General features: G+C 46.8%; 16 protein-coding genes, 2 tRNA genes and 3 rRNA genes. 2 read left to right on the forward strand and 19 right to left on the reverse strand.

Annotated features, from left to right (window positions below; all coding sequences use genetic code 11):
* From rplO to LQZ07_RS23230, 15 genes are all read right to left on the reverse strand, one after another.
* A complete protein-coding gene (gene rplO, locus LQZ07_RS23160; protein WP_016402134.1) occupies positions 1 to 435 on the reverse strand; it encodes a 50S ribosomal protein L15 in 435 nt (144 codons plus the stop codon).
* A gap of 2 nt (positions 436 to 437) precedes the next feature.
* Entirely contained in the window at positions 438 to 620 is a 183-nt protein-coding gene (gene rpmD / locus LQZ07_RS23165; RefSeq protein WP_016402135.1) for a 50S ribosomal protein L30, read from the reverse strand.
* 6 nt (positions 621 to 626) lie between these two features.
* A complete protein-coding gene (gene rpsE, locus LQZ07_RS23170; protein WP_016402136.1) occupies positions 627 to 1130 on the reverse strand; it encodes a 30S ribosomal protein S5 in 504 nt (167 codons plus the stop codon).
* 10 nt (positions 1131 to 1140) lie between these two features.
* Positions 1141 to 1491, reverse strand: coding sequence for a 50S ribosomal protein L18 (gene rplR, locus LQZ07_RS23175; protein WP_016402137.1), 351 nt, complete (start codon positions 1489 to 1491; stop codon positions 1141 to 1143).
* 9 nt (positions 1492 to 1500) lie between these two features.
* On the reverse strand, positions 1501 to 2028 hold the full coding sequence (rplF, locus tag LQZ07_RS23180; protein ID WP_016402138.1) for a 50S ribosomal protein L6: 528 nt from the start codon (positions 2026 to 2028) through the stop codon (positions 1501 to 1503).
* 15 nt (positions 2029 to 2043) lie between these two features.
* Positions 2044 to 2436, reverse strand: coding sequence for a 30S ribosomal protein S8 (rpsH, locus tag LQZ07_RS23185; protein ID WP_016402139.1), 393 nt, complete (start codon positions 2434 to 2436; stop codon positions 2044 to 2046).
* Between the two features lie 26 nt (positions 2437 to 2462).
* Positions 2463 to 2768, reverse strand: coding sequence for a 30S ribosomal protein S14 (gene rpsN / locus LQZ07_RS23190; protein ID WP_016402140.1), 306 nt, complete (start codon positions 2766 to 2768; stop codon positions 2463 to 2465).
* A 13-nt stretch (positions 2769 to 2781) separates the two neighbouring features.
* The gene (rplE, locus tag LQZ07_RS23195) at positions 2782 to 3321 is read right to left on the reverse strand and encodes a 50S ribosomal protein L5 (RefSeq protein ID WP_040307252.1); all 540 of its coding nucleotides are present in this window, start codon (positions 3319 to 3321) and stop codon (positions 2782 to 2784) included.
* Between the two features lie 12 nt (positions 3322 to 3333).
* Positions 3334 to 3648, reverse strand: a complete 315-nt coding sequence (rplX, locus tag LQZ07_RS23200) for a 50S ribosomal protein L24 (protein ID WP_152785803.1) — start codon at positions 3646 to 3648, stop codon at positions 3334 to 3336.
* Between the two features lie 10 nt (positions 3649 to 3658).
* Positions 3659 to 4027, reverse strand: coding sequence for a 50S ribosomal protein L14 (rplN, locus tag LQZ07_RS23205; RefSeq protein ID WP_016402143.1), 369 nt, complete (start codon positions 4025 to 4027; stop codon positions 3659 to 3661).
* Positions 4028 to 4351: 324 nt separating this feature from the next.
* Positions 4352 to 4427: transfer RNA gene (locus LQZ07_RS23210), tRNA-Thr, on the reverse strand.
* A gap of 40 nt (positions 4428 to 4467) precedes the next feature.
* Positions 4468 to 4583, reverse strand: a 5S ribosomal RNA gene (gene rrf / locus LQZ07_RS23215).
* Between the two features lie 111 nt (positions 4584 to 4694).
* Positions 4695 to 7584 (reverse strand): 23S ribosomal RNA (locus tag LQZ07_RS23220).
* A 239-nt stretch (positions 7585 to 7823) separates the two neighbouring features.
* Positions 7824 to 7899: transfer RNA gene (locus LQZ07_RS23225), tRNA-Glu, on the reverse strand.
* 105 nt (positions 7900 to 8004) lie between these two features.
* Positions 8005 to 9549 (reverse strand): 16S ribosomal RNA (locus LQZ07_RS23230).
* The 16S, 23S and 5S rRNA genes sit together here with 2 tRNA genes alongside, the layout of an rRNA operon.
* A 629-nt stretch (positions 9550 to 10178) precedes the next feature.
* On the opposite strand from LQZ07_RS23230, the gene LQZ07_RS23235 reads away from it, so the two are divergent.
* Positions 10179 to 10715, forward strand: a complete 537-nt coding sequence (locus tag LQZ07_RS23235; RefSeq protein WP_152785455.1) for a gamma carbonic anhydrase family protein — start codon at positions 10179 to 10181, stop codon at positions 10713 to 10715.
* Here the strand turns inward: LQZ07_RS23235 and LQZ07_RS23240 are convergent.
* Positions 10712 to 10972 (reverse strand): DUF1488 domain-containing protein, encoded by a 261-nt coding sequence (locus tag LQZ07_RS23240; RefSeq protein WP_152785453.1) that lies wholly within the window; start codon positions 10970 to 10972, stop codon positions 10712 to 10714. The genes LQZ07_RS23235 and LQZ07_RS23240 overlap by 4 nt on opposite strands.
* Before the next feature lie 123 nt (positions 10973 to 11095).
* Here LQZ07_RS23240 and LQZ07_RS23245 point away from each other — a divergent pair, with 123 nt between their 5' ends.
* Entirely contained in the window at positions 11096 to 11542 is a 447-nt protein-coding gene (locus tag LQZ07_RS23245; protein WP_016400039.1) for a GNAT family N-acetyltransferase, read from the forward strand.
* Here LQZ07_RS23245 and aroE read toward each other — a convergent pair.
* The 3 genes from aroE to hemF all read right to left on the reverse strand — a co-directional run bounded on the left by aroE (position 11532) and on the right by hemF (position 13887).
* Complete coding sequence (aroE, locus tag LQZ07_RS23250) at positions 11532 to 12350, reverse strand: shikimate dehydrogenase (protein WP_152785451.1); 819 nt, start codon at positions 12348 to 12350, stop codon at positions 11532 to 11534. The two genes, LQZ07_RS23245 and aroE, sit on opposite strands and share 11 nt — an antisense overlap.
* Before the next feature lie 99 nt (positions 12351 to 12449).
* A complete protein-coding gene (gene maoP / locus LQZ07_RS23255) occupies positions 12450 to 12830 on the reverse strand; it encodes a DUF413 domain-containing protein (RefSeq protein ID WP_016400041.1) in 381 nt (126 codons plus the stop codon).
* A gap of 118 nt (positions 12831 to 12948) precedes the next feature.
* Positions 12949 to 13887: an oxygen-dependent coproporphyrinogen oxidase gene (hemF, locus tag LQZ07_RS23260; RefSeq protein ID WP_152785449.1), complete on the reverse strand. Its 939-nt coding sequence runs from the start codon at positions 13885 to 13887 to the stop codon at positions 12949 to 12951.
* Between the last annotated feature and the right edge of the window lie 7 nt (positions 13888 to 13894).

The raw sequence follows: 13894 nt of genomic DNA on the forward strand, positions 1-13894 counted from the left end.
CTATTCCTCGATTTTACCGCCAGCAGCTTCAATAGCTGCCAGTGCGCCTTTAGTTACACGCAGGCCACGTAAGGTAACTGGTGCTTTAACTTCGCCAGATAGTACTACTTTTGCAAACTTAATGTTGCGAGTAATAAGACCAGCCGCCTTCAAAGCGTCCAAATCTACCACGTCAGCAGTAACTTTAGCTAGCTCAGCAGTGCGAACTTCAGCAGTTACCATTGATTTACGTGAAGTAAAACCAAATTTAGGCAAACGTTGTTTCAATGGCATTTGACCGCCTTCGAAACCTGGACGAACACTACCGCCAGAACGAGACTTCTGACCTTTGTGACCACGACCACCGGTTTTACCTAAACCAGAACCAATACCACGACCTACACGCTTAGCATTTGGCTTAGAGCCAGCAGCTGGAGAAAGAGTATTCAAACGCATGATTATTCTCCCTCAACCTTAACCATGTAAGAAACTTTATTAATCATACCGCGAACACAAGGAGTATCCTCTAGTTCAACAGTGTGATTAATGCGACGAAGACCTAGACCTGTTAAAGTCGCACGGTGCTTAGGCAAACGCCCGATACCGCTTTTAGTCTGTGTTACTTTAATTTTGTTCGACATGGCTTATTACCCCAGAATTTCTTGGACGCTTAGGCCACGCTTCGCAGCAACGTCTTGTGGAGAATGCATATTCTCAAGAGCGTCGATAGTAGCGCGAACAATGTTAATTGGGTTAGTAGAACCGTATGCCTTAGACAATACGTTCTGCACACCCGCAACTTCTAGAACAGCACGCATCGCACCACCGGCAATAATACCAGTACCCTCTGATGCAGGTTGCATGTAAACACGCGACCCAGAGTGGCGACCCTTAATAGGATGCTGCAGTGTAGTGCCTCTCAGCTGTACACTAGTAAGGTTACGACGCGCTTTTTCCATTGCTTTTTGAATAGCAGCAGGAACTTCACGTGCTTTACCATAACCAAACCCTACGCGACCGTTACCGTCACCCACTACTGTTAGAGCAGTGAAACTGAAGATACGACCACCTTTAACTACTTTTGACACACGGTTTACAGCGATAAGCTTTTCGTTCAGATCACTACCGGCTTGTGCTTCAAATTTAGACATGACTCACTCCTTAGAACTGAAGACCAGCTTCACGTGCTGCTTCTGCAAGCGCAGCAACGCGGCCGTGGTACTTAAAGCCTGAACGGTCAAAAGCTACAGATGTAACGCCTTTTTCAGCAGCACGTTCAGCAATTGCTTTACCTACTGCAGTAGCGGCAGCTACATTACTTAAACTTTCAAGACCGTTAGCAACGGCTTTATCTACTGTTGATGCTGCGGCAATAACCTGTGCATCAGGTGCAATCACCTGCGCGTAAATATGGCGCGGAGTACGGTGAATCACCAGGCGGGTTTTACCCAACTCTTGCATAGCTTTGCGAGTGCGTGTTGCACGACGCAGACGAGCAATTTTCTTTTCCATAGTGTTAACCTACTTCTTCTTAGCCTCTTTACGGCGAACATTTTCGTCAGAGTAACGAACACCTTTACCTTTGTAAGGCTCTGGTGGACGGAACGCGCGAATGTCTGCTGCTACCTGACCAACAACTTGCTTATCAGCACCTTTCAGTACGATTTCAGTTTGTGATGGACACTCTGCTGTAACACCTTCTGGTAAGGTGTAATCTACAGGGTGAGAAAAACCTAAAGTTAGGTTAACTACCTTGCCTTTAACAGCGGCACGGTAACCAACACCTAATAGTGTCAGTTTTTTCTCAAACCCGTCTGTAACGCCAACAACCATGTTGTTGCTAAGAGCACGAGCTGTACCTGCTTGAGCTGAAGAACCACCTTCAACTACAGCAAATTTCAATTCGTTTTCTTCTTTCGTTACAACAACTGCGTCGTTAAAAACGCGAGTCAATGTACCTTTGCTACCTTTAACCGTTAATTCTTGGCCGTTGATATTTACTTCAACGCCAGCAGGAATTGTAACGGGAGCCTTGGCTACGCGAGACATATTACCTACCTCCGGTTAAGCTACGTAACAGACGATTTCACCGCCCATGCCAGCTTTACGTGCTGCACGGTCAGTCATAACGCCTTTAGATGTAGAAACGATTGCAACGCCAAGGCCACCCATAACTTTAGGTAGGTCTTTAGCACCTTTATAAATGCGTAGGCCTGGACGGCTTACACGTTCAATCTTTTCAATAACTTTTTTACCTTCAAAATACTTGAGGGTAACTTCTAATGACTTTTTCACGTCACCAGTCACAGCGTATCCTGTGATGTAACCTTCTTCTTGCAACAAGTTAGCAATTGCCACTTTTACTTTAGATGAAGGCATAACAACAGATACTTTATTTGCTGATTGACCGTTGCGAACGCGAGTCAACATATCTGCAATAGGATCTTGCATGCTCATAATCGTTTACTCCGTAATTAAGTGGATTACCAACTGGCTTTCTTAAGGCCAGGAACCTCACCGCGCATCATAGCTTCACGCAATTTAATACGGCTTAAGCCGAATTTGCGTAGGTAGCCATGTGGGCGGCCAGTTACGTTACAGCGGTTACGCTGACGAGACCGACTTGAATCACGAGGTAACGATTGCAATTTTAACACTGCGTCCCAACGCTCTTCATCAGAGCTGTTCACGCTGCTAATAATCGCTTTAAGCGCAGCGCGCTTTTCCGCGAAGCGAGCAACGGCTTTTTCACGTTTCACTTCACGAGCTTTCATTGATTGTTTAGCCATAACTAACTCTACCTTACTTACGGAATGGGAAGTTAAAGGCAGCCAGCAGAGCGCGGCCTTCCTCGTTGGTTTCGGCAGTAGTAGTGATAGTAATATCCATACCACGAACCTTATCAACTTTGTCATAATCGATTTCAGGGAAGATGATTTGCTCACGTACACCCATGCTGTAATTACCACGGCCATCGAATGACTTAGCATTCAAACCACGGAAATCTCGAACACGAGGAATAGCGATCGAAATCAAACGCTCTAAAAACTCCCACATACGCTCACCGCGTAGAGTCACTTTACAACCAATTGGGTATCCATCACGGATTTTGAAGCCTGCTACAGATTTACGAGCTTTGGTAGTAAGTGGTTTTTGACCTGAGATAGCCGCTAGATCAGCAATTGCGTGCTCTAGTACTTTCTTGTCATTAACCGCTTCACCCACACCCATGTTAAGGGTGATTTTCTCAATCCGAGGGACTTGCATGATGGATTTGTAACCGAACTCCTTTAAGAGTTCAGGCGTTACAGTTTCCTTATATAGGTCATGCAGTTTCGCCATCGTTAACTCCAGTTACTTTACAATTTCATTAGACGATTTGAATACACGAACTTTTTTGTCGTCTTCAAATCGGAAACCAATGCGATCAGCCTTGCCAGTGGCAGGGTTAAAAATCGCTACGTTTGATGCATCAAGGGCCGCTTCTTTCTCAACAATACCGCCAGCAACACCCAATTGTGGGTTTGGCTTTTGGTGCTTCTTGATTACATTCACGCCTTCAACGAATAGTTTTCCAGTAGGTAAAACTTTGGTTACGCTACCGCGTTTGCCTTTGTCTTTACCTGCAATAACTATTACTTCATCGCCTTTTTGGATTTTATTAGCCATTTTGGACTCCTTAAAGTACTTCTGGCGCTAGAGACACAATTTTCATGAACTGTTCATTTCGCAGTTCACGTGTCACAGGACCAAAGATACGAGTACCAATAGGCTGATTGTTTGCATTCAAGATAACCGCTGCATTGCGGTCAAAACGAATTACAGAACCATCAGGACGACGAACGCCTTTTCTAGTACGCACTACCACAGCATTCATAACGTCACCTTTCTTAACTTTACCGCGAGGAATTGCTTCCTTAACAGTAACTTTAATGATGTCGCCAATTCGTGCATAACGGCGGTGCGAACCACCTAGGACCTTAATACACTGTACAAGGCGCGCGCCGGAATTGTCCGCCACGTCCATAGTAGATTGCATTTGGATCATTTCAGTGCTCCGCTATATATTACAACTGACCCCAGCAATTAGCGCTGAGATCTCTGGCTGCCTAATTAAAGGGCGCGAAATTATAACACCCTAATTTTTTAATTGGTAGGATTGTCTAAATTTTGTTTAACTTAATCAAAAAAAACAATAATAAACAAAGAGTTACCACGCAAGCTGCAAGTAAAAAACAGCTAAAAAGAGGCTAATTTCACGCTTGGGTCATTAGAGTTGAAGCCATTAGCCCCAACCTAATCAGATAAACCGACCAATAATTGGCCGATAAAAACAAAAAAGCCCAGCAATAGTGCCGGGCTTAATTGAATATGGTGCTGATAGGCAGATTCGAACTGCCGACCTCACCCTTACCAAGGGTGCGCTCTACCAACTGAGCTATATCAGCGAAATAAAAACCCAGCTATAAGCTGGGTTTCTAATTTGGCGCCTGGCGGTGACCTACTTTCACATGGGGAAGCCCCACACTATCATCGGCGCAGTTGCGTTTCACTTCTGAGTTCGGCATGGAGTCAGGTGGGTCCACAACGCTATTGCCACCAGGCAAAAACTGTTGTCTTTAACATTCGAAAAAGCTGAAACATCTCATGAGCACTAACAAGTATTCATGGTTTCTAAAATAAAGTATCTATAAGCAACACCCTTTAGGTGTTGTATGGTTAAGCCTCACGGGTAATTAGTACAAGTTAGCTCAATGCCTCACAGCACTTACACACCTTGCCTATCAACGTTGTAGTCTCCAACGGCCCTTCAGAGGACTTAAAGTCCTAGTGAGAATTAATCTCGAGGCCTGCTTCCCGCTTAGATGCTTTCAGCGGTTATCAGTTCCGAACGTAGCTACTGGGCAATGCTATTGGCATAACAACCCAAACACCAGCGGTTCGTCCACTCCGGTCCTCTCGTACTAGGAGCAGCTCCCCTCAATTCTCAAACGCCCACGGCAGATAGGGACCGAACTGTCTCACGACGTTCTAAACCCAGCTCGCGTACCACTTTAAATGGCGAACAGCCATACCCTTGGGACCGACTTCAGCCCCAGGATGTGATGAGCCGACATCGAGGTGCCAAACACCGCCGTCGATATGAACTCTTGGGCGGTATCAGCCTGTTATCCCCGGAGTACCTTTTATCCGTTGAGCGATGGCCCTTCCATACAGAACCACCGGATCACTATGACCTACTTTCGTACCTGCTCGACGTGTCTGTCTCGCAGTTAAGCTGGCTTATGCCATTGCACTAACCGTATGATGTCCGACCATACTTAGCCAACCTTCGTGCTCCTCCGTTACTCTTTGGGAGGAGACCGCCCCAGTCAAACTACCCACCAGACACTGTCCGCAATCCCGATAAGGGACCAACGTTAGAACATCAACACTACAAGGGTGGTATTTCAAGGTCGGCTCCACGTCATCTAGCGACAACGCTTCAAAGCCTCCCACCTATCCTACACATGTAGGGTCAATGTTCAGTGTCAAGCTGTAGTAAAGGTTCACGGGGTCTTTCCGTCTAGCCGCGGGTACACCGCATCTTCACGGCAATTTCAATTTCACTGAGTCTCGGGTGGAGACAGCTTGGCCATCATTACGCCATTCGTGCAGGTCGGAACTTACCCGACAAGGAATTTCGCTACCTTAGGACCGTTATAGTTACGGCCGCCGTTTACCGGGGCTTCGATCAATAGCTTCGCGCGAACGCTAACCACATCAATTAACCTTCCGGCACCGGGCAGGCGTCACACCGTATACGTCATCTTTCGATTTAGCACAGTGCTGTGTTTTTAATAAACAGTTGCAGCCAACTGGTATCTGCGACTCTCAGCAGCTTAGGGAGCAAGTCCCATCACCATCAAGAGCGTACCTTCTCCCGAAGTTACGGTACCATTTTGCCTAGTTCCTTCACCCGAGTTCTCTCAAGCGCCTTGGTATTCTCTACCCAACCACCTGTGTCGGTTTGGGGTACGGTTTCGTATAATCTGAAGCTTAGAGACTTTTCCTGGAAGCAGGGCATCAACCACTTCGTGTCCGTAGACACTCGTCATCAACTCTCAGCGTAATGTAAACCCGGATTTGCCTAAGTTTACCGCCTACTGCCTTTCACGTGGACAACCATCGCCACGCTGGCCTAGCCTTCTCCGTCCTCCCATCGCAATTATACGAAGTACAGGAATATTAACCTGTTTCCCATCGACTACACTTTTCAGTCTCGCCTTAGGGGCCGACTCACCCTGCCCTGATTAACATTGGACAGGAAACCTTGGTCTTTCGGCGAGGGGGCTTTTCACCCCCTTTATCGTTACTCATGTCAACATTCGCACTTCTGATACCTCCAGCAAACCTTACGATCCACCTTCAACGGCTTACAGAACGCTCCTCTACCGAGCATGCAAGCATGCTCCCGTAGCTTCGGTGGTATGTTTAGCCCCGTTACATCTTCCGCGCAGGCCGACTCGACCAGTGAGCTATTACGCTTTCTTTAAATGATGGCTGCTTCTAAGCCAACATCCTGGCTGTCTAAGCCTTCCCACATCGTTTCCCACTTAACATACACTTTGGGACCTTAGCTGACGGTCTGGGTTGTTTCCCTTTCCACGACGGACGTTAGCACCCGCCGTGTGTCTCCCGAGTAGTACTTGATGGTATTCGGAGTTTGCAAAGGGTTGGTAAGTCGGGATGACCCCCTAGCCTTAACAGTGCTCTACCCCCATCAGTATTCGCTCGAGGCGCTACCTAAATAGCTTTCGAGGAGAACCAGCTATCTCCCGGTTTGATTGGCCTTTCACCCCCAGCCACAAGTCATCCGCTAATTTTTCAACATTAGTCGGTTCGGTCCTCCAATTGGTGTTACCCAATCTTCAACCTGCCCATGGCTAGATCACCGGGTTTCGGGTCTAATCCCAGCAACTATGCGCGCAGTTAACACTCGGTTTCCCTACGGCTCCGCTATTCGCTTAACCTTGCTACTGAAATTAAGTCGTTGACCCATTATACAAAAGGTACGCAGTCACCCCACAAGGGGGCTCCCACTGCTTGTACGTATACGGTTTCAGGTTCTATTTCACTCCCCTCACAGGGGTTCTTTTCGCCTTTCCCTCACGGTACTGGTTCACTATCGGTCAGTCAGGAGTATTTAGCCTTGGAGGATGGTCCCCCCATATTCAGACAACATATCACGTGTGCCGTCCTACTCGATTTCACTTAAAGTAGATTTTCATGTACGGGGCTATCACCCTGTATCGCCATCCTTTCCAGAATGTTCCACTAATCACCTAAAAGCTTAAGGGCTAATCCGGGTTCGCTCGCCGCTACTACCAGAATCTCGGTTGATTTCTTTTCCTCCGGGTACTTAGATGTTTCAGTTCCCCGGGTTCGCCTCGCAACGCTATGTATTCACGTTACGATACTGCATAAAATGCAGTGGGTTTCCCCATTCGGAAATCTGTGTCTATAACGTCTTTTATCGACTTAACACAGCTTATCGCAGATTAACACGTCCTTCATCGCCTCTGACTGCCAAGGCATCCACCGTATACGCTTAGTCACTTAACCATACAACACCTAAATGTTGTCGCTTAAATCACTTGAATGGTCAGGCTGTATAAGTCCTGCCATTCGAGTACGATCACCTTATTTTTGAATACCAAGAACACTTGTTATTAAACTCATATTCTTGAGATATTTTTTATCAGCTTTTCCAAATTGTTAAAGAGCAATGGTCTCGAAGAAACCAAAGCTAAGCACTATATAAACAAATGCTTAGCTTTGTATTCTCAAACCAAGAGAGAGAATGGTATCCCGTAGGGGATTTGAACCCCTGTTACCGCCGTGAAAGGGCGGTGTCCTAGGCCTCTAGACGAACGGGACACTGCAGTAGCTGTTCTCGTTGGTTCTACACCACACTAGAACTTCTCTCTTTTCTTTTTCATCAAGCAATCTGTGTGAACACGTCACAAAACCTAAGCATCATAATAAGGAGGTGATCCAGCCCCAGGTTCCCCTAGGGCTACCTTGTTACGACTTCACCCCAGTCATGAACCACAAAGTGGTGAGCGTCCTCCCGAAGGTTAAACTACCCACTTCTTTTGCAGCCCACTCCCATGGTGTGACGGGCGGTGTGTACAAGGCCCGGGAACGTATTCACCGTAGCATTCTGATCTACGATTACTAGCGATTCCGACTTCACGGAGTCGAGTTGCAGACTCCGATCCGGACTACGACATGCTTTTTGGGGTCCGCTTGCTCTCGCGAGTTCGCATCCCTCTGTACATGCCATTGTAGCACGTGTGTAGCCCTGCCCGTAAGGGCCATGATGACTTGACGTCGTCCCCACCTTCCTCCGGTTTATCACCGGCAGTCTCCCTAGAGTTCCCACCATTACGTGCTGGCAAATAAGGATAGGGGTTGCGCTCGTTGCGGGACTTAACCCAACATCTCACGACACGAGCTGACGACAGCCATGCAGCACCTGTATCTGAGTTCCCGAAGGCACCAAGGAATCTCTTCCAAGTTCTCAGTATGTCAAGGGCAGGTAAGGTTCTTCGCGTTGCATCGAATTAAACCACATGCTCCACCGCTTGTGCGGGCCCCCGTCAATTCATTTGAGTTTTAACCTTGCGGCCGTACTCCCCAGGCGGTCTACTTAATGCGTTAGCTGCGTTACCCACGAGTTAAACTCACAGACAACTAGTAGACATCGTTTACGGCGTGGACTACCAGGGTATCTAATCCTGTTTGCTCCCCACGCTTTCGTACATGAGCGTCAGTTTTTGTCCAGGTGGCCGCCTTCGCCACTGGTATTCCTTCAGATCTCTACGCATTTCACCGCTACACCTGAAATTCTACCACCCTCTACAAAACTCTAGCTTGCCAGTTCCAAATGCCATTCCCAGGTTGAGCCCGGGGATTTCACATCTGGCTTAACAAGCCGCCTGCGTACGCTTTACGCCCAGTAATTCCGATTAACGCTCGGACCCTCCGTATTACCGCGGCTGCTGGCACGGAGTTAGCCGGTCCTTCTTCTGTCGCTAACGTCAAAGATAGCAAGTATTAATTACTACCCCTTCCTCACGACTGAAAGTGCTTTACAACCCGAAGGCCTTCTTCACACACGCGGCATGGCTGCATCAGGCTTTCGCCCATTGTGCAATATTCCCCACTGCTGCCTCCCGTAGGAGTCTGGGCCGTGTCTCAGTCCCAGTGTGGCTGATCATCCTCTCAAACCAGCTAGGGATCGTCGCCTTGGTAAGCCATTACCTTACCAACTAGCTAATCCCACTTGGGCTAATCTTTACGCGAAAGGTGCCGAAGCATCCCCTCCTTTGGTCCGAAGACATTATGCGGTATTAGCAGTCGTTTCCAACTGTTGTCCCCCACGTAAAGGCATATTCCCAAGCATTACTCACCCGTCCGCCGCTCGTCAGCAAAGTAGCAAGCTACTCTCTGTTACCGCTCGACTTGCATGTGTTAAGCCTGCCGCCAGCGTTCAATCTGAGCCATGATCAAACTCTTCAATCAAAAGTTTTTTCGCTCAAAGTTAAAAACTGAAATTATTACTGTGTTTTACAGTGCAAGACTCCAGTTCACTTAAGCTTAATTTTTTCGCTTAAGGTCCTGTGAGTGCTCACACAGATTGCTTGATAAATTGTTAAAGAGCGTTGCTTCGTTGCCGAAGCGAGGTGCGCATTCTACGCTTTCCTCTGTGGCTGTCAACCGCTTTTTAATATTAATTAAGAAGAAGTTTTTCAACCGGTCAACTCAGCCCTAGGCCTTGCTAACCCTGACGTAGCCTTGCTTCGCTTTAGTGCGCTGCGTGCCGTGTCAGTGGAGGTGCATTATAGGGATCAGATTTTATAGCGCAAGCATTTATTACAGAAAAATTAAAATAACTGCCTTTATGAACAATATTCGCTCCAAACGCTTATTAATTACACTTTAATCGCCATATTCACTCTCTGTAGAGGCAAATAAGTGCCCAAAACATACCTTTCGTTTTCACCAATGCGCTATTTTCTATCTAATACTTTAGATAGTCATGGCTTAGCTAATTAGTCGTATTGCTGGTATTTAAGTCTATCTCACTATTTGTATTGAGGAAGGGATGTCGTAAGCTGGGTTTTATATAAGGACCGACAGCGGAGTAAGCAATGAGTGTGAAGTCATTTTCTGGATTTAGCCCTATTTTAGGTAAAGAAGTATGGGTAGATCCCAGTGCTGTATTGTACGGTGAGATAAAACTTGGCGATGACGTAAGTATCTGGCCTATGGTAGCAGCACGCGGTGACGTGAATCATATTCAAATTGGGGCACGCTCTAACGTTCAAGACGGCAGCGTTTTGCACGTAACCCGTAAAACAGAAAACCCACCTTATGGCTACCCTTTGATTATTGGTGAGGATGTCACCATAGGTCACAAAGCCATGCTACATGGTTGCACCATTGGCAACCGTGTATTGGTGGGCATGGGCGCAATAGTGTTAGACGGTGTGGTGGTTGAAAATGATGTAATGATCGGAGCAGGTAGCTTGATACCGCCTCATAAACGTTTAGAGTCTGGTTACTTGTATATGGGCAGCCCGGCTAAACAGGCTCGCCCTTTGAATGAGAAAGAGAAAGCCTTTTTAAGCGAATCGGCCGACAACTACGTGCGCCTGAAACAAAAGTACCTAGAAGAACAGGCTTAAACAATAATTTCGCCATTAGGCTCGAAGTCTTCCTGCTGTAGCTTTTGCTCTAGCAGTTCTTCGATATCAAATTGAACACTATGATAAGCCTCGAGCATTTTATCGTCGTTAGTTAGCGGTAGTCCCACCAAATGCTCGAGGGTAGTTTTACGAACAGCACATTGCACTCGCGCACCCATTACCTGAGCGCTAAATTCAACACACTGATTAACAGCCTGCCAACGTTGATCGTCACTTATTATAATGGCTTGATTCATAATTTATTTACTCCGGCAACGGACTAGTTGTTTTTTCTGCGCGCTGTTCTGGACTAGTTGTTTTTTCTGCGCGCTGTTCTTAAAGTGTTGCCATTGAACCGACAAACTGCAAGTGAAAATTAGATGATAACTTGGCAATGCTTGGCCTTTAATCAACTTAATACCCTACAGCTTTATCAAATGATGATGCTGCGCGAAGAAGTGTTTGTTGTTGAACAAAATTGCCCCTATCAAGACGCCGATGGAAAAGACTTGCAGGCGAAGCATGTAATGGCCTATCAAGATGGCGAACTAGTAGCTTATGCACGTATCTATACCAGTGAGCCATTAAGTGCTCATATCGGCAGAGTTGTCACCAAAGCCAGCGCAAGGGGCAAGGGGCTAGGGCAACAACTTATGCAGCAAGCTATAAGCCAATGCCAACAACACTGGCCCAACGCTAACATTCACATTTCTGCACAACGCTATCTGGAAGATTTCTATCAAGGCCTTGGTTTTGTTATCTGCAGCGAGCCCTACCTTGAAGACAACATTCCACACATAGGAATGGAGATAAGGGCTAACGACTAAGGTTGCGGCGTAATTCGCGTAACACCTGACGAAAACCAGGACGAATACCGCGCCAAACGGTGAAGCTTTCGGCGGCTTGGCCCACCAGCATGCCTAAACCATCAACCACTTTTGCTGCTCCTTGCTCTGCGGCCCAAGCATTAAAGGCGGTAACATCGGCTGAGTAGGTCATGTCATAACATCGAGTGGTGGCTTGAATTAACTGTGCCTTTAATGGCGGAAGCTGCCCCTTAAGGCCTGCCGAAGTAGAGTTAATGATGATATCAAACTGACCTGACAAGTCTTCGAAAGAACTACTAGAGACCTTACCAAACTCACTAAAGCGCTCGGCAAGCGCTTCGGCTTTAGCCACCGTGCGGTTAACAATTACCAGCTCGCTAATTTGCTCATCTAATAAAGGACGGATTACCCCACGCGCAGCACCGCCCGCGCCTAACAACAATACACGCAAATCTTTTAGTTCGCCGAAGTTGGCAATTAAATCTGCAACTAACCCAGCGCCGTCGGTATTATCGCCAAGAATAATACCGTCATCGGTTAATTTTAGCGTGTTCACCGCTCCAGCTAATAAAGCCCGCTCGGTATGTTGCTGTGCAGCTTGGAAAGCTTGCTCTTTAAATGGCGCAGTAACATTGCAGCCCTTCCCGCCTTCTTGCCAAAATTTAGCAAGAGCGTCTGCAAAGCCGTCTTCTGCTGGTTCAATGGCGGTATAACTTAACTGCTGCTGGGTTTGGCGAGCAAACAAAGTATGAATGAAAGGAGACTTCGACTGGCTAATTGGGTTGCCAAATACTGCGTATAAATCCATTAGGTGCGCTACTAAAACAAATAATAACGCACCTTAACAAGGCTTTAAGAAAAAGCCAAAGTACAAAGTTGAAAAATTAACCCAGTAACGGCGCAATAATTAATCTTCGTCGTCAATCTCGGGACCATCTACCTCTTCAACATCGTCATCATCGCTGTTAGCGGCTGTTTCGGTCACACTGGCTTTAGGCGGATTACTCACTAAACCATGAAATGCTTTGCGGCCAGTAAGCTTTTTATATTTAAGCCAGACCTTCTGCTCAGCGGTTTCGGGCTCGGCATCGCCACGGCATACCGATACAAAATGAGATTCAATATCATCCACGGGCTCGCGGATAGATTCATCAAGCTCTTTAAACGCGCTACCGCAGCGCTCAAGTAACTCGGCTTCTTTAATGGTGAAGGCGCCGCTGCGAGAAAAGCCGCGGCGAAAGTTTTTATCATCTGCAAATCGGCGTTTTGCCGAAAACGATCCATTCATAGCTCAGACTCAACTAAAAAAAAATCATCAAAAGTGGGGGACGTAAAACCCAACAGTTAAAATAATTAATCCATAGTCGACATTCTTGCAAGAAAATAAGTCGGTTTTTTTACAGTGTTTAGCTCGCCATCTCTAACCAGTTTTGCGGAACCAAATAACGTTGATATAAACGCTCTTCTGGGCTACCTGATTCCGGCTGCCAGTTATACTGCCACTTCACCAAGGGCGGTAAGGACATTAAGATGGATTCCGTACGACCACCCGATTGCAGGCCAAACAAGGTTCCGCGATCGTAAACCAAATTAAACTCAACATAGCGGCCACGACGATACAATTGAAAATCTCGTTGTTGCTCGCCAAACGGGCTGTCTTTACGTCGCTCTACAATCGGCAAATAGGCATTTAAGAAGCCCTCGCCAACAGCTTGAGTAAAAGCAAAACTCTGGGCAAAACCAGCTTCATTGAGATCATCAAAAAATAAGCCTCCTACACCCCGCGTTTCGTTACGATGTTTTAGGAAGAAATAACGATCACACCAAGCTTTATATTTAGGATAAACATCTTCACCAAAGGGTTGGCATAAATCAGCTGCGGTTTGATGCCACGAGATACAATCTTCATCAAAGCCGTAATACGGGGTTAAATCGAAACCACCACCAAACCACCAAATTGGTTCTTCACCTTCTTTTTCTGCCACAAAGAAGCGCACGTTAGCATGTGAAGTAGGTACCATCGGATTGTTTGGGTGAATCACCAAGGAGACCCCCATCGCTTCAAAGTGACGGCCAGCCAACTCTGGGCGCTGTGCGGTAGCGGAAGCTGGCATTTCTTTGCCGCAAACATGAGAGAAGTTGACTCCCGCTTGCTCAAATACCTTACCATTAGTAAGCACCCGAGTACGGCCCTCGCCAGTTAAGCCTTTATGCTCGGCTGGGTCACGCTGCCAATCATCATGCAAAAATGTTCCTGCGCCATCTTGTGATTCTAGTTGCTGACAGATGGATTGTTGTAGCGTGAGAAAGAATTGGCGAACGGCTTCGATATCAACGTCTTGCATAAGGCTT

Origin of the sequence: Agarivorans sp. B2Z047, from assembly GCF_023373605.1 — a bacterium.
Lineage (GTDB): Bacteria > Pseudomonadota > Gammaproteobacteria > Enterobacterales > Celerinatantimonadaceae > Agarivorans > Agarivorans albus.

Excerpts from the sequence above, each read along its gene's own strand:
- rpsE (WP_016402136.1), bottom strand. The coding sequence starts at position 1,130 with ATGTCTAAATTTGAAGCACAAGCCGGTAGTGATCTGAACGAAAAGCTT.
- aroE (WP_152785451.1), bottom strand. The coding sequence starts at position 12,350 with ATGGATTTATACGCAGTATTTGGCAACCCAATTAGCCAGTCGAAGTCT.
- rplN (WP_016402143.1), bottom strand. The coding sequence starts at position 4,027 with ATGATCCAAATGCAATCTACTATGGACGTGGCGGACAATTCCGGCGCG.
- LQZ07_RS23235 (WP_152785455.1), top strand. The coding sequence starts at position 10,179 with ATGAGTGTGAAGTCATTTTCTGGATTTAGCCCTATTTTAGGTAAAGAA.
- rpmD (WP_016402135.1), bottom strand. The coding sequence starts at position 620 with ATGTCGAACAAAATTAAAGTAACACAGACTAAAAGCGGTATCGGGCGT.
- rplE (WP_040307252.1), bottom strand. The coding sequence starts at position 3,321 with ATGGCGAAACTGCATGACCTATATAAGGAAACTGTAACGCCTGAACTC.
- rplO (WP_016402134.1), bottom strand. The coding sequence starts at position 435 with ATGCGTTTGAATACTCTTTCTCCAGCTGCTGGCTCTAAGCCAAATGCT.
- hemF (WP_152785449.1), bottom strand. The coding sequence starts at position 13,887 with ATGCAAGACGTTGATATCGAAGCCGTTCGCCAATTCTTTCTCACGCTA.
- maoP (WP_016400041.1), bottom strand. The coding sequence starts at position 12,830 with ATGAATGGATCGTTTTCGGCAAAACGCCGATTTGCAGATGATAAAAAC.
- rpsH (WP_016402139.1), bottom strand. The coding sequence starts at position 2,436 with ATGAGCATGCAAGATCCTATTGCAGATATGTTGACTCGCGTTCGCAAC.
- rplF (WP_016402138.1), bottom strand. The coding sequence starts at position 2,028 with ATGTCTCGCGTAGCCAAGGCTCCCGTTACAATTCCTGCTGGCGTTGAA.
- rplR (WP_016402137.1), bottom strand. The coding sequence starts at position 1,491 with ATGGAAAAGAAAATTGCTCGTCTGCGTCGTGCAACACGCACTCGCAAA.
- LQZ07_RS23245 (WP_016400039.1), top strand. The coding sequence starts at position 11,096 with ATGATAACTTGGCAATGCTTGGCCTTTAATCAACTTAATACCCTACAG.
- rplX (WP_152785803.1), bottom strand. The coding sequence starts at position 3,648 with ATGGCTAATAAAATCCAAAAAGGCGATGAAGTAATAGTTATTGCAGGT.
- LQZ07_RS23240 (WP_152785453.1), bottom strand. The coding sequence starts at position 10,972 with ATGAATCAAGCCATTATAATAAGTGACGATCAACGTTGGCAGGCTGTT.
- rpsN (WP_016402140.1), bottom strand. The coding sequence starts at position 2,768 with ATGGCTAAACAATCAATGAAAGCTCGTGAAGTGAAACGTGAAAAAGCC.